The 22,590-nt window shown below is 46.4% G+C and carries 20 protein-coding genes and 1 pseudogene; 14 read left to right on the top strand and 7 right to left on the bottom strand.

The window, feature by feature from the left end; translation table 11 throughout:
• The first annotated feature begins 126 nt into the window (after window positions 1–126).
• From dprA to DHL47_RS00960, 14 genes are all read left to right on the top strand, one after another.
• Window positions 127–969, top strand: a complete 843-nt coding sequence (dprA, locus tag DHL47_RS01025; protein WP_209550595.1) for a DNA-processing protein DprA — start codon at window positions 127–129, stop codon at window positions 967–969.
• 85 nt (window positions 970–1,054) lie between these two features.
• Window positions 1,055–3,148: a type I DNA topoisomerase gene (gene topA, locus DHL47_RS01020; protein WP_128837654.1), complete on the top strand. Its 2,094-nt coding sequence runs from the start codon at window positions 1,055–1,057 to the stop codon at window positions 3,146–3,148.
• 61 nt (window positions 3,149–3,209) lie between these two features.
• Window positions 3,210–3,710, top strand: coding sequence for a phosphoribosylanthranilate isomerase (locus tag DHL47_RS01015; RefSeq protein WP_209550594.1), 501 nt, complete (start codon window positions 3,210–3,212; stop codon window positions 3,708–3,710).
• Window positions 3,707–4,642 (top strand): hypothetical protein, encoded by a 936-nt coding sequence (locus DHL47_RS01010; protein WP_209550593.1) that lies wholly within the window; start codon window positions 3,707–3,709, stop codon window positions 4,640–4,642. Before DHL47_RS01015 ends, DHL47_RS01010 begins: the two co-directional genes overlap by 4 nt.
• 100 nt (window positions 4,643–4,742) lie before the next feature.
• Entirely contained in the window at window positions 4,743–6,077 is a 1,335-nt protein-coding gene (trmFO, locus tag DHL47_RS01005; protein ID WP_209550592.1) for a methylenetetrahydrofolate--tRNA-(uracil(54)-C(5))-methyltransferase (FADH(2)-oxidizing) TrmFO, read from the top strand.
• A 115-nt stretch (window positions 6,078–6,192) separates the two neighbouring features.
• Entirely contained in the window at window positions 6,193–7,026 is an 834-nt protein-coding gene (locus DHL47_RS01000; RefSeq protein WP_209550591.1) for an alpha/beta hydrolase, read from the top strand.
• Window positions 7,027–7,043: 17 nt separating this feature from the next.
• A complete protein-coding gene (locus DHL47_RS00995; protein WP_209550590.1) occupies window positions 7,044–7,784 on the top strand; it encodes an esterase family protein in 741 nt (246 codons plus the stop codon).
• A 12-nt stretch (window positions 7,785–7,796) separates the two neighbouring features.
• Window positions 7,797–8,963 (top strand): ATP-grasp domain-containing protein, encoded by a 1,167-nt coding sequence (locus DHL47_RS00990; protein WP_209550589.1) that lies wholly within the window; start codon window positions 7,797–7,799, stop codon window positions 8,961–8,963.
• Between the two features lie 475 nt (window positions 8,964–9,438).
• Window positions 9,439–10,407 (top strand): thiamine pyrophosphate-dependent dehydrogenase E1 component subunit alpha, encoded by a 969-nt coding sequence (locus tag DHL47_RS00985; RefSeq protein WP_209550588.1) that lies wholly within the window; start codon window positions 9,439–9,441, stop codon window positions 10,405–10,407.
• A 20-nt stretch (window positions 10,408–10,427) separates the two neighbouring features.
• Window positions 10,428–11,420, top strand: coding sequence for an alpha-ketoacid dehydrogenase subunit beta (locus DHL47_RS00980; RefSeq protein ID WP_209550587.1), 993 nt, complete (start codon window positions 10,428–10,430; stop codon window positions 11,418–11,420).
• A 518-nt stretch (window positions 11,421–11,938) separates the two neighbouring features.
• Window positions 11,939–12,982, top strand: coding sequence for a dihydrolipoamide acetyltransferase (locus DHL47_RS00975; RefSeq protein WP_209550586.1), 1,044 nt, complete (start codon window positions 11,939–11,941; stop codon window positions 12,980–12,982).
• 99 nt (window positions 12,983–13,081) lie between these two features.
• Window positions 13,082–14,791: a dihydrolipoyl dehydrogenase gene (lpdA, locus tag DHL47_RS00970; RefSeq protein ID WP_209550585.1), complete on the top strand. Its 1,710-nt coding sequence runs from the start codon at window positions 13,082–13,084 to the stop codon at window positions 14,789–14,791.
• Between the two features lie 13 nt (window positions 14,792–14,804).
• Window positions 14,805–15,794, top strand: coding sequence for a lipoate--protein ligase (locus tag DHL47_RS00965; RefSeq protein ID WP_128837643.1), 990 nt, complete (start codon window positions 14,805–14,807; stop codon window positions 15,792–15,794).
• A 153-nt stretch (window positions 15,795–15,947) separates the two neighbouring features.
• Window positions 15,948–16,586: a hypothetical protein gene (locus DHL47_RS00960; RefSeq protein WP_209550584.1), complete on the top strand. Its 639-nt coding sequence runs from the start codon at window positions 15,948–15,950 to the stop codon at window positions 16,584–16,586.
• Between the two features lie 103 nt (window positions 16,587–16,689).
• Here the strand turns inward: DHL47_RS00960 and xerS are convergent, their stop codons facing one another.
• From xerS to DHL47_RS00925, 7 genes and pseudogenes are all read right to left on the bottom strand, one after another.
• The gene (gene xerS, locus DHL47_RS00955; RefSeq protein ID WP_209550583.1) at window positions 16,690–17,760 is read right to left on the bottom strand and encodes a tyrosine recombinase XerS; all 1,071 of its coding nucleotides are present in this window, start codon (window positions 17,758–17,760) and stop codon (window positions 16,690–16,692) included.
• 185 nt (window positions 17,761–17,945) lie between these two features.
• A pseudogene (locus tag DHL47_RS00950) lies at window positions 17,946–18,372 on the bottom strand (MepB family protein).
• Window positions 18,373–18,494: 122 nt separating this feature from the next.
• The gene (locus DHL47_RS00945) at window positions 18,495–19,295 is read right to left on the bottom strand and encodes an alpha/beta hydrolase (RefSeq protein WP_209550582.1); all 801 of its coding nucleotides are present in this window, start codon (window positions 19,293–19,295) and stop codon (window positions 18,495–18,497) included.
• A gap of 57 nt (window positions 19,296–19,352) precedes the next feature.
• Window positions 19,353–20,930, bottom strand: coding sequence for a signal recognition particle protein (ffh, locus tag DHL47_RS00940; RefSeq protein ID WP_209550581.1), 1,578 nt, complete (start codon window positions 20,928–20,930; stop codon window positions 19,353–19,355).
• 27 nt (window positions 20,931–20,957) lie between these two features.
• Window positions 20,958–21,173, bottom strand: a complete 216-nt coding sequence (locus DHL47_RS00935) for a 2-oxoglutarate:acceptor oxidoreductase (RefSeq protein ID WP_209550580.1) — start codon at window positions 21,171–21,173, stop codon at window positions 20,958–20,960.
• 2 nt (window positions 21,174–21,175) lie between these two features.
• Window positions 21,176–21,508, bottom strand: a complete 333-nt coding sequence (locus tag DHL47_RS00930; RefSeq protein WP_245335499.1) for a putative DNA-binding protein — start codon at window positions 21,506–21,508, stop codon at window positions 21,176–21,178.
• 168 nt (window positions 21,509–21,676) lie between these two features.
• Window positions 21,677–22,375: a GntR family transcriptional regulator gene (locus DHL47_RS00925; protein WP_128837637.1), complete on the bottom strand. Its 699-nt coding sequence runs from the start codon at window positions 22,373–22,375 to the stop codon at window positions 21,677–21,679.
• Between the last annotated feature and the right edge of the window lie 215 nt (window positions 22,376–22,590).

Here is a 22,590-nt window from a genome sequence, read left to right as displayed (position 1 = left end):
ACCTTTTCAGCCTGAGCTTAGAAACAAAAGAGTGAAGGGAACTAAATTTTTAAAAATTTAGTTCTGTCCCACCGCCTTTTTTTATTTTCTGCCATTTTTTGCGAATAAATAGGGTGAGGTGAGAAAATGAATAATTTTGAAATTTACAAGATGAAAAAGGCCGGCTTAACCAACCATCAGGTCTTAAATGTGCTCAGATATGCTGAAAGCAGGGATAAGGAGCTGTCTCTGCGGGATAAAGCAGTGGTTTCCGAGTGCCGCAATCCAGCACTCTTTATGGAGAAGTACAAACGGCTGGATCTGCCTGCTTTGAAGGAAGATTTTGAGCTTTTTCCGTCCTTTTCCATCCTGGATGATGTTTATCCCTGGGATTTGTGCGAGATTTATGATGCGCCGACCCTGCTTTTTTATCAGGGAAATCTGGATCTGCTGGAACTGCCCAAGGCAGCGGTGGTGGGCAGCCGCGACAGCAGCAGACAGGGCAATGCAGCTGTACAGAAGATAATCACAGAGCTGGACAATGAACTGGTGATTGTCAGCGGACTTGCGCGCGGCATTGATACAGCGGCTCATATGGCGGCCCTGCAGAACGGTGGCAGGACTATCGCTGTTATCGGGACGGGTCTGGACGTTTTTTATCCCAAGGCCAACAAAAAACTGCAGACCTATATAGGGAAAAATCATCTGCTTCTGACTGAGTACGGGCCAGGTGAGCAGCCTTTGAAATTCCATTTTCCAGAGCGCAACCGCATCATTGCCGGGCTTTGCCGCGGTGTCATTGTAGCAGAAGCTAAGCTGCGGTCCGGCAGTCTCATCACCTGCGAGCGGGCCATGGAGGAAGGGCGGGATGTCTTTGCCCTTCCGGGCTCTATTCTGGATGGAAAATCGGACGGCTGCCATCATTTGATTCAGGAGGGCGCAAAGCTTATCACATCAGGGTCTGACGTTCTTTCTGAGTTTGATTTTTAAAAGGAGTTTTCCTATAAGAAAAGTTACTAGTTGACATCTATCCAAAAATAGTTTAAACTCTATGAGATTTTATTTCTTTTAGAAGGTGAATAGATTGGTAACAAAAACGAAGAAAAAATCCGCTGTCAAGAAAAATCTTGTCATTGTGGAATCGCCTGCCAAGGCAAAAACAATAGAAAAATATCTGGGTCGCAACTATAAGGTGCTGGCCAGTGTCGGACATATCCGCGACCTGAAAAAGTCCACTATGTCCATTGATTTTGACAATAACTATGAGCCGCAGTATATCAATATCCGCGGCAAAGGTCCTTTGATTAATGATTTGAAAAAAGAGGCCAAAAAAGCCAAGCAAGTCTTTCTGGCCAGTGACCCGGACCGTGAGGGAGAGGCTATTTCCTGGCATCTGGCCCACATCCTCAATCTGGATGAGAAAGAAAAAAACCGCGTTGTCTTCAACGAAATCACCAAGGAGGCGGTCAAAAATGCCTTTAAAGAACCGCGTCAGATTGACATGGACTTGGTGGATGCCCAGCAGGCCCGCCGGGTTTTGGATCGTTTGGTCGGTTATTCCATTTCTCCTATCCTCTGGAAAAAGGTCAAGAAAGGTCTGTCTGCCGGCCGGGTGCAGTCTGTGGCCCTCAAGCTGATTATCGACCGGGAAAATGAAATCAATGCCTTTCAGCCGGAGGAATATTGGACGATTGACGGAACCTTTAAGAAAGGCAGCCGCCAGTTTCAGGCCAGCTTCTATGGCATGAACGGCAAGAAGATGAAACTGAGCGATAATGATCAGGTCAAGGAAGTGCTGTCTCATATCAAGGGCGATGATTTCACAGTCGAAAGCGTGGAGAAGAAGGAACGCAAGCGCAATGCTCCGCTTCCTTATACAACTTCGTCTATGCAGCAGGATGCGGCTAATAAGATTAATTTCCGGACCCGCAAGACCATGATGGTGGCTCAGCAGCTCTATGAGGGAATCAATATCGGTTCTGGTGTGCAGGGGTTGATTACTTACATGCGGACGGACTCTACTCGTATCAGTCCGGTGGCTCAAAATGAGGCGGCAGGTTTTATCACGGAGCGCTTTGGGGCCAAGTATTCTAAGCATGGGAGCAAGGTCCGTAACGCTTCTGGAGCGCAGGATGCCCACGAAGCTATCCGCCCGTCCAGTGTTTTCAATACACCGGAGAGCATCGCTAAGTATTTGGACAAGGACCAGCTGAAGCTGTATACCCTGATCTGGAACCGCTTTGTGGCCAGCCAGATGACGGCAGCTGTCTTTGATACCATGAATGTCAAACTGGGCCAAAACGGTGTTCAGTTTGCAGCCAACGGCAGTCAGGTCAAGTTTGACGGCTACTTGGCGATTTACAATGATTCGGACAAAAACAAGATGCTGCCGGAAATGGAGAAAGGGGACGCGGTTAAGCGGATTAACACCAATCCAGAACAGCACTTTACCCAGCCGCCTGCCCGCTATTCGGAAGCGACGCTGATTAAGACCTTGGAAGAAAACGGTGTTGGCCGGCCATCCACCTATGCACCGACCATCGAGACGATTCAGAAACGCTATTATGTCAAGCTGGTTTCCAAGCGCTTTGAGCCGACAGAGCTTGGGGAAATCGTCAATTCACTGATTGTCGACTTTTTCCCAGGTATCGTCAATGTCAAATTTACGGCTGAAATGGAAAGTAAGCTAGACGATGTCGAGGTTGGAAAAGAGCAGTGGCAGAAGGTCATTGATGAATTTTACAAACCTTTTGAAAAGGAAGTGACCAAAGCTGAGACCGAAATGGAGAAAATCCAGATCAAGGACGAACCGGCCGGATTTGACTGTGAAGTCTGTGGCAGCCCTATGGTTATTAAGCTGGGGCGCTACGGTAAGTTCTATGCCTGCAGCAACTTCCCAGACTGCCGCCATACTCAGGCTATTGTCAAGGAAATCGGTGTGACCTGTCCCCAGTGTCAGAAAGGGCAGGTTATTGAGCGCAAGACCAAACGCAATCGCCTCTTTTATGGCTGCAATCGGTATCCTGACTGTGATTTCACCTCTTGGGATAAACCGGTCGGCCGCAACTGTCCCAAGTGCGACCATTACTTGGTAGAGAAAAAAGTCCGCGGCGGCGGCAAGCAGGTGGTCTGCAGCAATGGAGATTACGAAGAAGAAAAAGTGAAATAACTGTTTTTTACATAATTTATATTACGTAAAATATTTTCTCCTGAAGAAGAGGTGCAGTTTTATGACAGATAAATTTGCAGAATTTCTAAAAATCGCGTCTCAACTGAACAAGATGGGAATTGTTCCACTGCTAATGGGCTCCTTGGGGCTGGAGCAGGTTACTGGTCAGGACTGGCAGGCGCGTGATATTGATATTCATGTTCATGGTGATGAACGTGGATGGGAAGCACCAGATGAAGAACGTATTTATGATATGGATAAGATTGAGCCTATGATGGAGCGTTTGGGCTATCGCTTAGTCGATCTGCACGAGCATGAATTTCAAAAAGAAGGCTTATCTATTGAATTCGGGGCCATGGAAACCTTGGAGGCATTTTCAGGTGTGCCGCTGGAGAAGTTAGAACAGAGAGAAGTGGAAGGAGTCCGCTTTCTACTGCCAACTGCGGAGCAATTTTTAGCTATCTACCGTGCCTCTTCCCAAGATTCTTACCGAAATGAAAATAACAATGATAAGGATTTTGCTAAGATTGCTTACTTAGAGGAGATGTTAAAAGCAAAGTGATTAAGAAAATAATTAGTGTGCTGTTTTCTATTCTCGCATTATTTATTTTGTCAGCATGCAACAACAGTGTAGATCATGATTTAAGTAGTACGGCTATATCAAATATTAGTTCCGTGATAGAAGCTGCAGGACTAGAAGCAGAAGGATACTCGACAGCTGATACTTTTGGTTATCAGGGATTTCCGATTTTTGTTGAAGGAAACAAAAAATTTGTTGATGTCTATGTGGATTTTGAAAGTGAGTATGTTCAGAAAACTCCAGTCCTCAGATATAATCCGAGACTTAAAGAAGTTGATAAGGAAATTTTCTTTGGTTTGGCAAAGAAAAAAGTCTATCGTTTAGAAATGGAGTATGTTTCTGGCGATGACAATTATGATAGACTTGAAGAAGCATACAATAGGTTGCTTCAAAGTGATAGCTTGACTTCTACATTTTTGAGCGAAGATATGATTAGACAGCTTTATATTAAAAACTCAATTGAATTGGACTCCTTTGACTCAAGTTATTCTTTGGTGCCACAAGAAGAATATAGTGGCAACCCAGAAACTTATCTTGAAGAGCAAGAAAAAAGAGAGGCAATTTTGAAGACAGATGTCAAAGAATTAACTCCGTTAATCAAGGACTTAGACCTAAGTAGGGTAGACAAACTAGATGAAGATGTGCTTGCTCGTAATCGCGATATACTCTTAAAAAGAGTTGCTGACAATCGTTCGACTTTTAGTATTGATATAGACGTTGATATAGAACATGTACGAAAACAAAACCTACAAGTAACTAATGAAGATATTGACAATTGGACTGATTCTGATTTTGAATACTTGCTTGCTCAAATACTTCAAATAGAAAAACTACCTAAGAATACTGAAGTACGTTTTAGTATAAAATATGGAAGCAAACTGAATTGGAAGACATTCAGTTTTGATAAAGAATAATTTTGGAAAGACATTCAGGAATCCTCCTGTCTGTCTTTTTTACTATCTTTTTGTTATAATGGTCAGAGTGAAAATCTAGAAATATCCAAGGGAGAGTATCATGTCATCATCCTATATCAATGTTATTGGTGCTGGTCTGGCTGGCAGTGAAGCGGCTTACCAGATTGCCAAGCGTGGAATCCCAGTCAAACTCTATGAAATGCGGGGTGTTAAGTCGACACCTCAACACAAAACTGCGGACTTTGCAGAACTGGTCTGCTCTAACTCTTTGCGAGGAGATGCGCTGACCAATGCAGTTGGCCTACTAAAAGAAGAAATGAGACGGTTGGACTCGGTCATCATGAAGGCGGCAGAGGCGACCCGGGTGCCGGCCGGAGGTGCGCTGGCAGTGGACCGGGAGGGCTTTGCGCAGACAGTGACCGAAGCAGTCAGCAAGCATCCGCTGATCGAGGTCATTCGGGAAGAAATCACAGAGATTCCAGCCGACGCCATTACGGTCATCGCTACCGGACCTTTGACCAGCGATGCTTTGGCTGAGAAAATCCACGCGCTCAATGGAGGCGACGGTTTTTATTTCTACGACGCAGCAGCGCCAATTATTGATGTCCATACCATTGATATGAGCAAGGTCTATCTCAAATCCCGCTATGATAAGGGGGAAGCAGCCTACCTTAATGCGCCGATGACCAAACAAGAATTTATGAATTTCCATGATGCTTTGGTCAATGCTGAGGAAGCACCACTCAATTCCTTTGAAAAAGAAAAATACTTTGAAGGCTGCATGCCTATTGAAGTTATGGCCAAACGTGGCATTAAAACCATGCTTTACGGGCCTATGAAGCCGGTCGGTCTGGAATATCCGGAGGATTATAAGGGACCTCGGGACGGGGATTTCAAGACCCCTTACGCGGTGGTTCAGCTGCGCCAGGATAATGCAGCCGGCAGTCTTTATAATATCGTCGGCTTTCAGACCCACCTCAAATGGGGTGAGCAGAAGCGGGTTTTTCAGATGATTCCGGGACTGGAGAAAGCTGAGTTTGTCCGCTATGGGGTCATGCACCGCAATTCCTACATGGACTCTCCAAATCTGCTGGATCAGACATTCCGGTCCAAGAAACAGCCCCATCTCTTCTTTGCCGGTCAGATGACTGGAGTAGAGGGCTATGTTGAATCTGCAGCATCAGGCTTGGTAGCCGGTATCAATGCAGCCCGGCTCTTTAGGAAGCAGGAGGCCCTCGTTTTCCCTGAGACGACCGCCATCGGCAGCCTCCCCCACTATGTCACCCACGCCGACAGCAAGCATTTCCAACCTATGAATGTCAATTTTGGCATTATCAAAGAGCTAGATGGCCCTCGGATTCGTGACAAGAAGGAGCGCTATGAGAAAATTGCTGAGCGCGCCTTGCAGGATTTACAGCCTTATTTGGATAATTAATCTATTTTCTATCATTATCTAATAAAAATCATCAAAAAGTTAGGAAATTCCTAACTTTTTTTATATATTTATGGTATAATAAATAAAAATTTTGAAAATAGAAAGTTTTCTGAAAATGAATAAATCCTATTTTTATCTTGAAATGAAAACACATGAGTTAGTCGTTCCTTATACCAAGCAAAAACGGCGTGTTCGGGTTTTGCTTCCTAAGAATTATGCCCAGGACACGAAGCAGTCTTATCCTGTCGTTTATTTTCATGACGGTCAGAATGTTCTCTACAGCAAGGAGTCTTTCAGCGGCCATTCTTGGAAAGTCATTCCTGCTATCAAACGCAATCCCGATATTGAAAAAATGATTGTCGTAGCAATTGACAACGACGGCTTGCAGCGGATGAATGAATATTCGGCTTGGAAGTATCAGGAGTCCAACATCCCCGGTATGCAGTTCGGCGGTAAGGGCACTGAGTATGCAGAGTTTGTCATGGAGGTTGTCAAGCCCTTCATCGATCAGCACTATCGGACCAAGTCGGACCGGCTGCATACAGCTATGATTGGCTCGTCTCTGGGAGGGAATATCAGCCAGTTCATGGGGGTTGAATACCAGGACCAAATCGGCTGTCTGGGGATTTTCTCATCGGCCAACTGGCTGCATCAGGAAGCTTTTGACCGCTATCTGGAGCGCAAGAAACTGCATAGCGACCAGCGGATTTATATCTATGTGGGTACCGAAGAAGCAGATGATACCGACAGAACATTGATGGCCGGCAATATCAAGCAGGCCTATATCGACTCCTCACTGAGCTATTTTCGGCAGCTGATCCTATCGGGTGTGGACTTGGAGAATCTCTTTATCAGGATTCAGTCCGGAGCTGTCCACAACGAAATTGCCTGGGCTGAAAATCTGCCCGGCTGTCTGCGTTTTATCAGTGAGAAGTGGTCATTGAAATAGATACAAGGAGCAAGAAAATGCATGTAGAATATTTAAGTCATTGGAGCGGGAATCTGGGCCGTGAAATGTATATCAACCGTTATGGGCATGCCGGGATTCCGGTTGTGGTCTTTGCATCATCAGGCGGCAGCCACAATGAATATGCTGATTTTGGCATGATTGAGGCCTGTTCTTGGTTTATCGAGACCGGCAAGGTCCAGTTTTTCACCCTCAGCAGCGTGGACAGCGAGAGCTGGCTGGCTGACTGGAAGCACCCCCATGACCGGGCAGAGATGCACCGGGCCTATGAGCGTTATGTGATTGAGGAAGCCATTCCGTTTATCAAGCATAAGACCGGCTGGTTTGATCCGATGATGACGACCGGCTGCTCTATGGGAGCCTATCATGCGGTCAATTTCTTCCTGCAGCATCCCGATGTTTTCAGCAAGGTCATTGCCCTGAGCGGCGTTTATGATGCCCGTTTCTTTGTCGGCGACAATCTCAATGATGAAGTTATCTATCAAAATTCTCCGGCTGACTATATCTGGAATCAGAATGACGGCTGGTTTATCGACCGTTACCGGCAGGCGGATGTCATTATCTGTACCGGCCTGGGTGACTGGGAACAGGACGGTCTGCCGTCTTTCTACACACTCAAAGAAGCTTTTGAGCATAAAAATCTGCCGGCCTGGTTTGCTGAATGGGGGCAGGATGTGTCCCACGACTGGATTTGGTGGCGCAGACAGATGCCTTACTTCCTGAGTGAACTGAATCTTTAATGGAGGTCCCTTATGAATTACATCGTTATTTCTCCCTATTATCCGCAGAATTTCCAGCAGTTTACCGTGGAGCTGGCCAATCAAGGCATGACCGTTCTGGGGATTGGCCAGGAGCCTTATGACCAGCTGGATCAGCCTTTGAAGGATGCTCTGACCGAGTATTTCCGGGTGGAAAATCTGGAAAATCTGGACGAAGTCAAGAAGGCGGTGGCCTTTCTCTTTTATAAGCACGGCCCTATTGACCGTATTGAATCGCAGAATGAATTTTGGCTGGAGCAGGATGCGGTTCTGCGTGAGCAGTTCAATGTTTTCGGTGCCAAGCCTAAGGATTTGAAGAAGACCAAGTACAAGTCCGAGATGAAAAAACTCTTTAAGAAGGCAGGAGTTCCGGTTGTCCCCGGTCAGGTTGTCAAAACCTTAGCCGGAGCGGATTTGGCAGTCAAGAAGATCGGTCTGCCGCTCATTGCCAAGCCGGATAACGGAGTGGGAGCAGCAGCGACCTTTAAGCTGGAAAATGCTGAAGATGTGGAGCGCTTTAAGCAGGAATGGGATCACGAAACGGTTTATTTCTTTGAAAAGTTTGTCCAGTCCGGTGAAATCTGTACCTTTGACGGCCTGACCGACAGTCAGGGGAATATTGTCTTTTCAACGACCTTTGACTATGCCCATACACCGCTGGATCTCATGCTTTATAAGATGGACAATTCCTACTATGTCCTCAAAGACATGGATCCCAAGCTCCGTCAGTATGGAGAAGCCATTGTCAAGGCCTTTGGCATGAAGGAGCGTTTTTTCCATATCGAATTTTTCCGTGAGGGCAATGACTATATCGCTATCGAATACAATAATCGGCCGGCTGGCGGCTTCACCATCGATGTTTACAACTATGCGCATTCGATTGATCTTTACAAAGGCTATGCGGCTGTGGTAGCAGGCCAGCCCTTCCCACAAGCTCATATGGCCCCTCTTTTCTGTCTGGCGACCTCCCGCAGGAGCAGCTCCCATTATGTTTATTCCGAAGAAGAGCTGCTGGAAAAATACCGCGACAACTTCAAGGTCAAGAAAACCATGCCGGCTGCCTTTGCCGAACTCCAAGGCGACTATCTCTATATGCTGACGACGCCAAGCCGGGAGCAGCTAGAGGAAATGATTGCTGATTTTGGCAAAAAAGCAGATTAATACTCAATGAAAATCAAAATCGAACGAAGCTGATATGACTGAGAGCTGCTTGTGATTGTCGAAGAGCATCACTCTCAGCGTTTGGGAGCAGAAGAGGTCTTGAAGCTGCGAAGTGCCAGAATGGCGGAGAGCTGCCTGCTTGGCTTTCGAATGCTCTGACCGAGTTCAGACTTGACGGGCAGGTGCATGTAAAATTGAAATGGGGCAAATCGGTCTTTTAAGCAAGCAGGTCTCTCTGCGAAACGGCTCTGAGAGCGGTGCTCCTTATTTGTACTTTCCTATAACAGATTTGATATTCAAAAAACTACTCTAGCACAAAGAAGTTTGTGAAATTTCTGTTTTGACTCCGGAAACCAGTTTATTCAAAGGATAGACTGGTTTTTCTTTGTGAAAAACCTATGAGCATAAGTTTTGACAGGGCTTACAGGATTCGATAGAATGAGATTATAGAATTTATGCTTAGAAAGGCAAAAACATGTCCACTTTAGATAAAAATCTTTTATTAGAGATGTTCCGTAAGATGGAAGAAATCCGTCGCATGGACTTAAAAATTGCTCAGCTTGTAAAAAAGGGGAAAGTGCCCGGCATGACGCACTTCTCGGTCGGTGAAGAAGCAGCCAGCGTGGGTGCAATGCTGGCCCTGAATGAAGATGATTTGCTGACTTCAAACCACCGCGGCCACGGACAGGCTATCGCTAAGGGAATCAATCTGAATGAAATGATGGCCGAAATCCTTGGCAAATACACCGGAACCTGTAAAGGGAAAGGCGGCTCTATGCACATCGCTGATCTGGATGCCGGGAACCTCGGTGCCAACGGTATTGTAGGAGGCGGTATGGGGATTGCTGTCGGAGCAGCCCTGACCCAGCAGATGCACAAGACCGGCAAAATCGTTGTCTGCTTCTTTGGGGACGGCGCGACCAACGAAGGTGTTTTCCATGAAGCGGTCAATATGGCCTCTATCTGGAAACTGCCGGTGATTTTCTACTGCATCAATAACGGCTACGGTATTTCTGCCGACATCAAGAAAATGACCAATGTGGAGCATATCCATGAACGCAGCGCCGCCTATGGCATCCCGGGCATGTTTATTCCAGATGGCAATAATGTTTTGGATGTTTATGAAGGCTTCCAAAAGGCTGTGGAGCATGTGCGCAGCGGCAAAGGCCCTGTCTTAATCGAAAGTGTGACCTACCGCTGGCTGGGGCATTCCTCATCTGACCCAGGCAAATACCGGACCCGTGAAGAAGTGGACGAGTGGAAAAAGAAAGATCCAATCGAAAATCTTCGTAAATACTTGGTTGAAAACAAGATTGCAACAGACGAAGAACTGGAAAGCATTCAGGCTCAAGTAAAAGAAGCGGTAGAAGCTTCTGTCAAATTTGCTGAAGAAAGCCCATTCCCGCCGCTCGAATCGGCCTTTGAAGATATTTACGCAGACTAACAGAGAGGAGATTGGTAAAAATGGAAACTAAAAATATGTCATTCCGCGACACCATTATCCTTGCTATGTCTGAGGAAATGCGCCGCGATGAAAATGTACTCTTAATGGGTGAAGATGTCGGAGTTTTCGGAGGAGACTTCGGGACATCCGTTGGTATGCTGGAGGAATTTGGACCTGAGCGCGTGCGGGACTGTCCGATTTCGGAAGCTGCTATTTCAGGAGCAGCAGCCGGAGCAGCCATGACCGGCCTGCGTCCAATCGTTGATATGACTTTTATGGACTTTTCTGTCATCGCCATGGACGCGATTGTCAACCAAGCGGCCAAGACCCGCTACATGTTTGGCGGCAAGGGACAGGTCCCTATGACTATCCGCTGTGCTGCCGGCAATGGGGTCGGCTCAGCCGCTCAGCACTCCCAGTCTTTGGAGTCTTGGTTTACCCATATCCCAGGGCTTAAGGTCGTAGCACCGGGAACACCGGCTGATATGAAAGGGCTGCTCAAGTCTTCTATCCGCGATAACAACCCCGTGATTATCTTGGAATACAAGTCTGAGTTCAATCAGAAAGGGGAAGTGCCGTTGGATCCGGATTACACCATTCCGCTCGGTGTCGGTGAAATCAAGAAAGAAGGCACGGATGTAACGGTTGTCACCTATGGAAAAATGCTGCGCCGGGTTATGCAGGCAGCAGAAGAATTGGCAGAAGAAGGCATCTCTGTAGAAGTGGTGGATCCACGTACTCTGGTGCCGCTTGATAAGGACATTATCATCAGCTCTGTCAAAAAGACAGGCAAGGTCGTTCTGGTCAATGATGCTCATAAAACCAGCGGTTATATCGGTGAAATTTCAGCAATTATCTCTGAGTCTGAAGCCTTTGACTATCTGGATGCACCAATCCGCCGCTGTGCAGGCGAAGATGTTCCCATGCCTTACGCTCAGAATCTGGAAAATGCCATGATTCCGACCGTAGAAAGCATCAAAGACGCTATTCGCAAGACTTATCACAAAGAATAAGGTATAATAAAGAAAGGGCTTTCTTGAAGTCGTTTCACCTAATTCTCTTTATGCAAAAATAAAACAGAATTCGAACGGAACGCTGTGAAAAAATAGATTTACTCGTGTTCATTGAACACATGGCTAATTTCTATTTTTCCGTGCGTTCTGTGTCCTTAGTATCATGTATTTGAACTCGGGCTAAAAGCTCGGAAAAAAGATAAATCACCTTGGCTTCATCGAAGCCTACGTTGATTTCCTATTTTTCGGTCGCTTTTTTAACGCCCTTAGTATCATATTCGAACTCGGGCTAAAGTCAGTGTGAAAAAGATAAACTTTCCTAGAAGCAGACGCTTCTGAGTCACGTTTCCTATTTTCACTTTGACTTTTTAACGCCCTTAGTATCATAATCGAACACGCCCTAAGCTCTGGGCAAAAAAGATACATCCTTCTAGGAGCAGTCGCTCCGTCGGCAGATGTCCTATTTTTGCTGAGAGCTCTTAACGGGCTTAGTATCATAATTTAGAACAGGAGAGGTCATGGCTGATGACAAGCTAAGAGCGACTCCTGCGGCCAGAAAGTTAGCGGATGATTTGGGAATCAACCTCTACGATGTTTCTGGCTCAGGCGCAAACGGTCGTGTCCACAAAGAAGACGTGGAAATTTACAAAGATACAAATGTGGTGCGTATTTCACCACTTGCAAAACGCATTGCCGAGGAGCATAATATCGCTTGGCAGGAAATTCAGGGAACTGGACACCGCGGCAAGATTATGAAAAAAGATGTTCTGGCCTTCCTGCCTGAGAATGTCGACAGCGATACCATTAAATCGCCGGCTCACATTGAAAAAGCCGAAGAAGTGCCAGACAATGTCACTCCATACGGTGAAATTGAGCGGATTCCAATGACGCCGATGCGCAAGGTCATTGCTCAGCGTATGGTGGAGTCCTACCTGACAGCACCGACCTTCACCCTCAACTACGAAGTGGATATGACAGAGTTGCTGGCTCTGCGCAAGAAAGTGCTGGAGCCTATCATGGAAGAAACTGGCAAAAAAGTTACCGTGACCGACCTCTTGTCACTGGCTGTGGTGAAGACGCTGATGAAGCATCCTTACATCAATGCTTCTTTAACCGACGAAGGAAAAACGATTGTCACGCATCACTATGTCAACTTGGCCATGGCAGTCGGTATGGACAACGGCCTGATGACGCCGGTGGTCTACAATGCAGAGAAGATGAGTCTGTCCCAGCTGGTCGTAGCTTTCAAGGATGTGATTGGCCGTACTTTGGATGGCAAATTGGCACCGAGCGAGCTGCAAAACTCCACCTTTACTATTAGTAATCTGGGAATGTTTGGCGTTCAGTCTTTTGGTCCGATTATCAATCAGCCTAACTCAGCTATTCTGGGAGTCAGCTCAACAGTTGAAAAGCCGGTTGTCCTAAATGGCGAAATTGTGATCCGTCCGATAATGAGTCTCGGCCTGACCATTGACCACCGAGTGGTAGACGGTATGGCTGGAGCTAAGTTCATGAAAGACTTGAAAGCCTTGATTGAAGATCCGATTTCAATGTTGATTTAGCCTTTAGACCGCCTGCTGGAATGAATTTTACGGTATTGCAGCAGGACAAAAATCAAAGAGCTTGCAAAATAAGATTCAAAAGAGAAAAGGAAAGAAAAAATGGCCTTAGAAGTAATTATGCCAAAAGCCGGAGTTGATATGACCGAAGGGCAGATTGTCCAATGGAATAAAAAAGTCGGCGAATTTGTCAAAGAAGGGGAAATCCTTCTGGAAATCATGACCGACAAGGTCAGCATGGAACTGGAAGCCGAAGAAGACGGCTACCTGATTGCCATTCTCAAGGGCGATGGCGAAACTGTCCCTGTAACGGAAGTGATCGGCTACCTAGGAGAAGAGGGAGAAAACATCCCAAGTGCCAGCGGTTCAGCGCCTGCTCAAGCGCCTGCGGCTCCTGCGGCAGCTGCAGCCAGCACGGATGATGATAAGAGTGACGATGCCTATGACATCGTGGTGATTGGCGGCGGTCCTGCAGGCTATGTAGCAGCGATTAAGGCAGCGCAAATCGGCGGTAAGATTGCTCTGGTTGAAAAATCTGAGCTGGGCGGCACCTGCCTCAACCGCGGCTGTATCCCGACTAAGACCTACCTGCACAATGCCGAAATTATCGAAAGTCTGGGGCATGCAGCCAACCGTGGTATTATCATTGAAAACCCAAGCTTTACAGTGGACATGGACAAGGTTCTGGAAACTAAGAACAAGGTTGTCAATACACTGGTCGGCGGTGTCGCTGGTCTGCTTCGCAGCTACGGTGTCGATGTGCATAAGGGGATCGGTACCATTACCAAGGATAAGAATGTCCTGGTCAACGGCTCTGAACTGCTGGAAACCAAGAAAATCATCTTGGCCGGCGGATCCAAAGTCAGCAAGATCAACGTTCCCGGCATGGAGTCACCGCTTGTCATGACCAGTGATGATATTCTGGAAATGAATGAAGTTCCGGAAAATCTGGTCATCATCGGCGGCGGCGTTGTCGGTATTGAGCTGGGACAGGCCTTTATGACCTTTGGCTCAAAAGTAACGGTCATTGAAATGATGGATCGGATTGTTCCGGCGATGGATGCAGAAGTGTCTAAGAACCTTCGCCTCATCCTGGAGCGCAAAGGAATGACCATCCTGACAGATACCAAGCTGGAAGAAATCATTGAAGAAAATGGCAAACTCCGGATTAAGGTGGCAGGCAAGGACGATATTGTCGCTGATAAAGCCCTGCTGTCTATCGGACGGGTACCAGATCTTGAAGGGATTGGCGATGTTGAGTTTGAGCTGGACCGCGGCCGCATCAAGGTCAATGAATACATGGAAACATCCGTTCCCGGCATTTATGCGCCGGGTGACATCAACGGCACCAAGATGCTGGCCCATGCAGCCTTCCGTATGGGAGAAGTTGCTGCAGAAAATGCTCTCAAGGGCAACCACCATGTGGCCAAGCTCAACCTGACCCCGGCAGCTATCTATACTCTGCCGGAAGTCGCAGCTGTTGGCCTGACAGAAGAGCAGGCGCGTGAGAAGTATGATGTCGCAATCGGTAAATTCAACTTTGCTGCCAATGGCCGTGCCATCGCATCTGATGCGGCTCAAGGCTTTGTCAAAGTTATCGCCGACAAGAAATACGGCGAAGTGCTAGGTGTGCATATCATCGGTCCTGCAGCGGCAGAGCTGATCAATGAAGCTTCAACCATCATCGAAATGGAAATCACAGTTGAGGAAATGCTCAAGACCATCCATGGTCACCCAACCTTCTCAGAAGTCATGTATGAAGCTTTTGCAGATGTATTGGGACTGGCTGTTCACTCACCTAAGAAAAAATAAAAGGTAAGATGCTATGAAATACATTGTCAACAACAGCAATGAGACTGCCTATAATATCGCTCTGGAGGAGTATGCTTTTAAGCATCTCCTTGATGAGGATATGATTTTCCTGCTTTGGATCAATAAACCATCCATTATCGTGGGCCGCCATCAGAATACCGTTCAGGAAATCAACCGCGACTATGTCCGCGAGCATGGCATTGAAGTTGTCCGCCGTATCAGCGGCGGCGGGGCTGTTTATCATGACCTGAACAACCTCAACTACACCATCATTTCCAAAGAAAGCGAAGACAAGGCTTTTGATTTTAAGAGTTTCTCGGTACCAGTCATCAAAACGCTGGAAGAGCTGGGAGTCAAAGCAGAATTTACCGGCCGGAACGACTTGGAAATTGACGGCAAGAAGTTCTGCGGCAATGCACAGGCCTATATCAACGGCCGTATCATGCACCATGGCTGTCTGCTCTTTGATGTGGATCTGTCTGTCCTCGCCAATGCTCTTCAGGTCTCCAAGGACAAATTTGAGTCCAAAGGCGTCAAGTCTGTCCGGGCCCGGGTCACCAATATTGTCGATGAGCTGCCTGAGAAAATCACGGTCGAGGAATTCCGCGATCTGCTCCTGGACTATATGAAGAAAGAATATCCGCAAATGACGGAATACGTCTTTTCTGAACAGGAATTGGCGGAAATCAACCGGATAAAAGAGAGCAAGTTCGGCACTTGGGACTGGAATTACGGCAAATCGCCGGAATACAATGTCCGTCGCGGAACCAAGTTCACCAGCGGCAAGGTGGAAATCTTTGCCAATGTCGTCGAGTCTAAGATTCAGGACATTAAAATTTATGGAGACTTCTTCGGAATCGAAGATGTAGCAGCAGTAGAAGATGTGCTGCGCGGAGTCAAATACGAGCGGGAAGATGTACTCAAAGCATTGGAAACGATTGATATCAGCCGTTACTTTGCCGGTATCAGCAGAGAAGAAATCGCCGAAGCGGTTGTAGGATAAGACAAGGAACCCCAGACTCATCGAGTTTGGGGTTTTAAGGCAAACTATTGCAATTCAACAACATTCTTACGTTTCCTTGACGAGCTGTTTTTTTCTATGCTTTATCAGTTAGATATGATAGAATGATAGGGAATCAGAGAAAGAGGTGCCTTGATGCAGAAAGTTCCAGTAGAAAGCCTTGGTTTGTTTGAGCAGTTGGATCGCACAGTGATTGTTTTTCTCAAGAAAAAACCATCTCCTCATCCGGATAACCTGTACATCAGCATATCTGCTGAAGACTACGAGAAAAAGAAAGCAGACTTTGAAGCAGCCGGCTGCCAAGCTTTGGAAGTGCCGCTGGGTATGGCGCTGGACAATGTCATCCAGCAACCTTCTTTCCAAAATTTGGTTATCGGCGGACTGTATATGGTGGATGTTTTTGTTTCCAAGGAAGATTTGCTGCCTTTGAAAGACCTGATCGATAGCTTTTGCATCATGTATGCAGCGGCCAATAACCGGATAGAAAATATCAAGGCCTACGATCTGATGAAGAGCAAAACCGTCTATTTTATTGGCAATCTCTTTACCGACAGTCCGCAGCCCGGGGATCAAATCAGCTTTGAAGGACTGAAGCGGGAGACAGCAGACGGCAGCTATGAAGCAGTCAAATGCTTCCTGACCAGAGAAAGTGCTGAACAGTACAATGCTAAGAACCGTCCGGTCACAGCAGCCAATCTGGAGCACCTCAAGCGTTTTTGGCGCAAGCCGCTGATTATCGAGCCCTATCGAAATTATTGGATTGAGTTTTTATAGAAATCATTAAAAAAGAGCGAAAACAAGCATGCAGCATTGTCTCGCTCTTTTGATTTACTGCCGTTTTGATTGCGCAGTTGATACATATTTTTAATTATGTAAACTATAGATTGTCCAGAGCATTTTTTTGCTCGTCATTGACAATATGGGTATAGAGGTCCGTTACCTGAGTGCTGGCGTGCCCCAGCTGGTGGCTGACCAGGACTTGTGACTTGGTCGCGTCATAAAGCCGCGTGGCCAGCGTGTGGCGGAGTTTGTGCGGTGTCACCCGCACTTTGAAATCCTCTGAATATTTGGCCACCATTTTTTCGACACTGGAGGCGTCGATGCGATTTGCCAGTCCGCGGTATTCCGTCAGAAAGAGGGCTGTGTCTTTCTTTTCTGCCTTGTAACGCTTGGTCCGAATCTCCAGATAAGCTTCCAGATAGGGCTTGGCAAAAGCAGCAACATTGACAGAGTCACGCTTTCCGCCTTTTCTGGTCACTTCGATGATCATCATCCTGAGATTGATGTCTTTCAAGTCTAGATTGACCGCTTCAGACAGCCGGACCCCCGAAGCCAGCAGCAGGGCAATGAGCGCCAAATCCCGTTCCTTGTTCTTATTGAAGGAGGAGAGAGCACGATTGGAAAGATTTTTAGGGTATTCGGTATCAATGTAGTGGAGAAAACCTTCTGTTTCATCGCCCAAAAAGAGTTTCTGCTTGATATTCTCCGCCCGGGCCGCCAGTGTTTCTTTTTTCTTCTTAGTGGCAACCTTTTTCATGACATTGCGGTAAAAGTAAGGCTCGCCCTGATCGTTTTCCACCTCCTCGGTCAGATACTTATAGAGGCTGGACAGGGCGGAAAGAGTCCGGTTGATGGTCGTCTGAGAAACACCGTTTTGAGTCGTATTGGCATTGAGCAGCGGCCGCTCCCGCAGATAGAGGATAAAGGACTCCATGTCTTTCTTAGTCATTTTTTCCAATACCGAGAGGGGAATCTCCGCAATCTGCGGGGCATCAGCAATCCCAGATTCCAAGACCCAGCTGAAAAAACGATCGTATTCTTTCAGATATTCATAAAGAGTCGTAAAGCTGTAAGGCACAGCCAGCTTGGACTGATAATACTCCAGCACATACCAGGGCATGATGGCTTTCAGTTTCTCAATCCGTTCTAAGAGCAGTTCACGTTTCATCTTTTTTCTCCGTTTTTCTATAGCACTAGTATAGCATATCTAAATTTATTTTTCAAGAAAATTATAGTTTTTCGGAAAGATGATAGAGGGGCCTATATAATCTAACTTTATCGCAAAATAGATAGGTAAAACAAGACAGAATTGAGAAATTAAACTCGTCTTGTTTTACCTAAAACTCATTCTTCTCATTCGATTTTTTGAAAATAATCCAGTTGCCATTTTTGTGTTGCCCGAGCTGTTTATTTAAATTTGTGCAACAGGGCGGATAAAAGCACATAACCATCTTCCCTTTACAATTCTTTGTAGAGAGAATTTTTTTACTGATAGCCACCTTCTTTAGGAATCATAAATAATCTGCAATGACAGCCGTCTATCACAAGAATCGCCCAAGTCCTCATCGGTATAAGGGATGTTCTTCTTGTCTTGGTCTTTTTTCCAAAAGACTGTAAAGCAACCTTCTTTTTGGGGTGTTTTCTTTGCCAAACGGTATCTTTTATATTCTTGATCATCCTTTGGCTTAATCAAAATGCTTTCATAGTCTTCATTCCATTTTTCTTTCATTTATCAGATCGAAGTCACCATATACCTATGAAGAATCTCTACCATTTTCATTGTTTTATTGCCTTTCTTAATCTAAATTTTTACCTCACAGATAATTCTTGAGTATTGTTTCTGAAGTTTTTTACCGAATTTAAATTATGTAAAATTATATTGGTTTAAGTTTATCTTTATTATTACAACAAAAACTCCCTCATCAAATCAACTACCTGTTCATTTTGCGGCAGGGAGGAATGGTGAGCGTCCTTGCCTGCGATGACGACCTCTCTGTGTGAAGCAATCTTTCCTTTATAAATCAAGCTTCCGGCCTCTACACTGCTTCTATGGACAATTCCGTCACCATCTCGGAAAAAGATTCCCAAAATCGACAAATGCTGCAGTTTCTTGGGCAGTTTTCCTTGGTTAGATACAAAGTCATCTAGCATCGCAACTCGATGATTGAGATTTTTCTTGTTCAGATTATAAGGACTGCCAATAGTCAGAAGCTTTTCCATCTCTAGCCCAGAATGGTTTGCCAGATATTGCTGCAGGAATACTGTATAAATTAGACCACCGTTAGAATGCCCCAGCGCCTTAAAGCTGTTAAAAGAATACTTCTCTAGCAAGACAGTCAAGACAGCATCAAACATTGCGGCCTGCTTCTTGATATTTTCATAACCGTCGCGATTATTCTGAAAGCCAATCACAAAAATGGGGGCCTTGTCCTTCCGGTGCAGATGGCCTCTGTAGGTCATGCGGCCGTCATTCCAGACCTTGATGCGAATCAGGCTGTGATGCGGATGCTGACGGCGGTTGAGCTTGTTCACCATCCGATTAAAGCGATTCTCCGTCGCCGAACTGCCTGGGATCATGATAATCGGGCGTATTTTGACCTTGCTGGCAGGCAGCTGACTGATGGGGTGGGAAGGGAGTTTGTTGAGCAATTTTTGGTATGTTTTAACGAGAATGCTGATTAACCGAGTAAAAAAATGGTTCATTATAACTATCTCCAAAAACAAGCCGCATAGACTTCTTATGCGACTGTTTTTTTGTTTCTACTTCTTCCGCTTCTTCTTGTTCTTTTTCATCTGCTTGGCCATTTTGTTCATGCTGCGACGCATCATGAATTCGCCGGCCTTGCCTTTGAGGCCGCCGCCGAACATTTGGCTCATATCCGGCATGCCGGCTCCTCCTAAGCCTGACATATCTGGCATACCGCCTTGGCCCATCATGCCTTCCAGAGCTGACATGTCGGGCATCCCTCCGCCACCAGGCATGTTCTTAGGCATATTGTTTGGATTGAGCCCCATTTGCTTCATCATCTTGCTCATATCGCCTGACAGAACGCCCTGCATCATCTGCTTAGCTTGATTGAAGTCTTTGATAAACTTATTGACATCAACAAAGCTGTTACCTGAACCATTGGCAATCCGACGGCGACGGCTGGGACTCAGCAAGTCAGGATTTTCACGCTCAGCCGGTGTCATAGAGGATACGATAGCACGTTTGCGGGCAATTTCTTTCTCATCCACTTTGATATTTTTGAGGGCAGGATTATTAGCCATACCTGGCAGCATTTTCAGCAGGTCCTCCATAGGCCCCATGTTCTGCACCTGATCCAGCTGGTCGATGAAATCATTGAAATCAAAGGTGTTTTCCCGCATCTTTTCAGCCATTTCAAGCGATTTTTTCTCATCGTATTCCTGAGAGGCTTTTTCGATCAGGGTCAGCATGTCTCCCATGCCCAGGATCCGGCTGGACATGCGATCAGGGTGGAAGGTTTCGATATCCGTGATTTTTTCACCCGTACCGGTAAACTTGATTGGCTTACCAGTGATGTGGCGGACAGACAGGGCTGCACCGCCGCGGGTGTCGCCGTCAATCTTGGTCAGGATGACCCCGGTCACTTCCAGCTGGCTGTTAAATTCACGGGCAACATTGGCTGCTTCCTGACCAATCATGGCATCAACAACCAGCAGGATTTCATTTGGATTAGCCAGCGCTTTGACATCTGACAGCTCCTGCATGAGCTTTTCGTCAATCTGCAGACGGCCGGCCGTATCAATCAGCACATAGTCATTGTGGTTGGCCTTGGCCTGCTCCAGACCTTGACGGACAATCTCCACTGCCGGAACTTCCGTGCCCAGAGCAAAGACCGGTACCTCAATCTGCTGACCCAGTGTCTTCAGCTGGTCGATGGCTGCCGGCCGGTAAATATCGGCCGCAATCATCAAGGGACGGGCATTTTCTTCTTTCTTGAGCTTATTGGCCAGCTTGCCGGCAAAGGTGGTCTTACCAGCACCCTGCAGACCAACCATCATGATAATGGTCGGGATTTTTGGTGACTTGCTTATCTCAGCCGTATCAGAGCCCAAGACGGCTGTCAGCTCTTCATCGACAATCTTGATAATCTGTTGGGCTGGATTGAGCGTATCGATGACCTCATGTCCGACTGCCCGTTCGCGGACTTTCTTGATGAAGTCCTTGACCACCGGCAGGGCAACGTCGGCTTCTAAGAGGGCCAGGCGGATCTCTTTGGTCGCCTCCTGAACATCACTCTCTGAGATTTTTCCCTTTTTGCGCAGGTTTTTAAAGACGTTCTGTAAACGTTCTGTTAAACTTTCAAATGCCATTTTTAGTTCTCCTAGTTTCTATTTCATTCAATTCAGTGGAAATCGTCCAAAACAAGCTAAACAATTATATTCCTCAGCAGAGACTTCTTTCATGATCTCATTTGGGTATCCCCAGCAGCTAAAGCCTTCCTGTATCGCTTTAGAAAGATCGTCCGGGGAGATGAGCTGCACTCTGGCAGGAAAAGGTTCTTCAGCCTCTAACAGCCAGCAGGGCATTCCTTTGTATTTGACTTGTTTCTCCAAGGTTACTCCCGATTGTCAATGCTGGACAGGATAGAAAGCTGCTCCTGCAGATAGCTGTCGTCCGGATATTTCTCTGCCATCTGGTCCAATATCTGGCTTCTGACGATGTAGTCTGAGTACATGTGCAGCTTTTTCTCATAGTCTTCCAGAATCTTCTCTGTCCGCTTGATATTGTCATAGACGGCCTGACGGCTGACACCGAACTCCTCAGCAATCTCAGCGAGACTGTAGTCGTCTGCATAGTAGAGCTCGATATAGTTCATCTGCTTGTCGGTCAGAAGTGCCGCATAAAACTCAAAGAGAGCATTCATTCGGTTTGTTTTTTCAATTTCCATAAGAAACATTATACCAAAAAAGCGTGATAAACTCTAGTCTGACAAGGGAAATAAAGGCCAATGGAGAAAAAATATTTTGACAGCTATGGGCAGATAAACAGCGGCCTGCCAGTCGGACTCAGACAAACTAAAAACCCCTGGCGGCTTGCCAAGGGGAATGGGCATTCATCAATTATTTTCCAGATAAAACTCAAAACGTTCGCCGACATATTGGCTTTTAACATATTCAAAGGCCGTGCCGTCGTCCAGATAGGAAATCTGGGTCAGGCCCAGAATGGCCTGTCCTCGGGGGATTTCCAGATAATTGGCGATTTTTTCCTTGGCCAGGCGGGCATAAATCGTCTGCTGGGACTTGCCAATCTTGTAACCATGCTCCTGCAGAGTCTGGAAGAAATGGCTGGTAACTTCTTCTTTCTTAAAATTTTTGATGAACTTCTCAGGAATGGAGGCCACTTCATAAACAACTGGCAGGTCATCGGCATAGCGGACCCTCTCCATTCGGATAACATTTTCCGTCTTATGGATGCCCAGCTTTTCCACTTCTTGCTCACTGGGCAGGGTACGGCGGTAGGAAATCAGCTGGCTGGACGGTGTTTTGCCCTGCGACTTCATGATTTCGGTAAAACTGGTGGTACCGCGCATCTTTTCCTGAACGCGTGTGCTGGCCACATAGGTTCCGCTGCCGACTCGCCGTTCCAGTACGCCTTCTTCTACCAAAAGAGTGACGGCCTGACGCAGCGTCATCCGGCTGACCTCAAATCGTTCTGCCAGATCTCTTTCGCTGGGCAGGCGCTCGCCGATTTCCCAGATTCCTTCGTCAATTTCCTTCTTGAGCTGGTCATGGATTTTCATATATGCAGGTAACATCTGGATTCTTCTTTCTTGATTTCCTCATGTTTTTTTCGCTTCACTTTATTTTAGTACCAAATAGTTCAAAAGTCAAACTAAAGTACAAGAAAATCTGCATAAAATCACTATTTCTAGAGAAGAGGTTTTTTCTTATCGAATAAGCCCTCTTATTTTGGACTATTCAATCGCTTTTGGCAGTTTATTAGCTTTTATGACCTTGGAAAAATTCCCTT

Origin of the sequence: Streptococcus panodentis (genome assembly GCF_017884005.1) — a bacterium.
GTDB classification, from domain to species: Bacteria; Bacillota; Bacilli; order Lactobacillales; family Streptococcaceae; genus Streptococcus; species Streptococcus panodentis.
This window is presented reverse-complemented; position numbering and strand designations above follow the sequence as displayed.

What these genes read in the sequence shown, in the direction of transcription:
- dprA (WP_209550595.1), top strand. Translation starts at nt 127, where the DNA reads ATGAATAATTTTGAAATTTACAAGATGAAAAAGGCCGGCTTAACCAAC.
- DHL47_RS01015 (WP_209550594.1), top strand. Translation starts at nt 3,210, where the DNA reads ATGACAGATAAATTTGCAGAATTTCTAAAAATCGCGTCTCAACTGAAC.
- trmFO (WP_209550592.1), top strand. Translation starts at nt 4,743, where the DNA reads ATGTCATCATCCTATATCAATGTTATTGGTGCTGGTCTGGCTGGCAGT.
- DHL47_RS01000 (WP_209550591.1), top strand. Translation starts at nt 6,193, where the DNA reads ATGAATAAATCCTATTTTTATCTTGAAATGAAAACACATGAGTTAGTC.
- DHL47_RS00995 (WP_209550590.1), top strand. Translation starts at nt 7,044, where the DNA reads ATGCATGTAGAATATTTAAGTCATTGGAGCGGGAATCTGGGCCGTGAA.
- DHL47_RS00990 (WP_209550589.1), top strand. Translation starts at nt 7,797, where the DNA reads ATGAATTACATCGTTATTTCTCCCTATTATCCGCAGAATTTCCAGCAG.
- DHL47_RS00985 (WP_209550588.1), top strand. Translation starts at nt 9,439, where the DNA reads ATGTCCACTTTAGATAAAAATCTTTTATTAGAGATGTTCCGTAAGATG.
- DHL47_RS00980 (WP_209550587.1), top strand. Translation starts at nt 10,428, where the DNA reads ATGGAAACTAAAAATATGTCATTCCGCGACACCATTATCCTTGCTATG.
- DHL47_RS00975 (WP_209550586.1), top strand. Translation starts at nt 11,939, where the DNA reads ATGGCTGATGACAAGCTAAGAGCGACTCCTGCGGCCAGAAAGTTAGCG.
- lpdA (WP_209550585.1), top strand. Translation starts at nt 13,082, where the DNA reads ATGGCCTTAGAAGTAATTATGCCAAAAGCCGGAGTTGATATGACCGAA.
- DHL47_RS00965 (WP_128837643.1), top strand. Translation starts at nt 14,805, where the DNA reads ATGAAATACATTGTCAACAACAGCAATGAGACTGCCTATAATATCGCT.
- DHL47_RS00960 (WP_209550584.1), top strand. Translation starts at nt 15,948, where the DNA reads ATGCAGAAAGTTCCAGTAGAAAGCCTTGGTTTGTTTGAGCAGTTGGAT.
- xerS (WP_209550583.1), bottom strand. Translation starts at nt 17,760, where the DNA reads ATGAAACGTGAACTGCTCTTAGAACGGATTGAGAAACTGAAAGCCATC.
- DHL47_RS00945 (WP_209550582.1), bottom strand. Translation starts at nt 19,295, where the DNA reads ATGAACCATTTTTTTACTCGGTTAATCAGCATTCTCGTTAAAACATAC.
- ffh (WP_209550581.1), bottom strand. Translation starts at nt 20,930, where the DNA reads ATGGCATTTGAAAGTTTAACAGAACGTTTACAGAACGTCTTTAAAAAC.
- DHL47_RS00930 (WP_245335499.1), bottom strand. Translation starts at nt 21,508, where the DNA reads ATGGAAATTGAAAAAACAAACCGAATGAATGCTCTCTTTGAGTTTTAT.
- DHL47_RS00925 (WP_128837637.1), bottom strand. Translation starts at nt 22,375, where the DNA reads ATGTTACCTGCATATATGAAAATCCATGACCAGCTCAAGAAGGAAATT.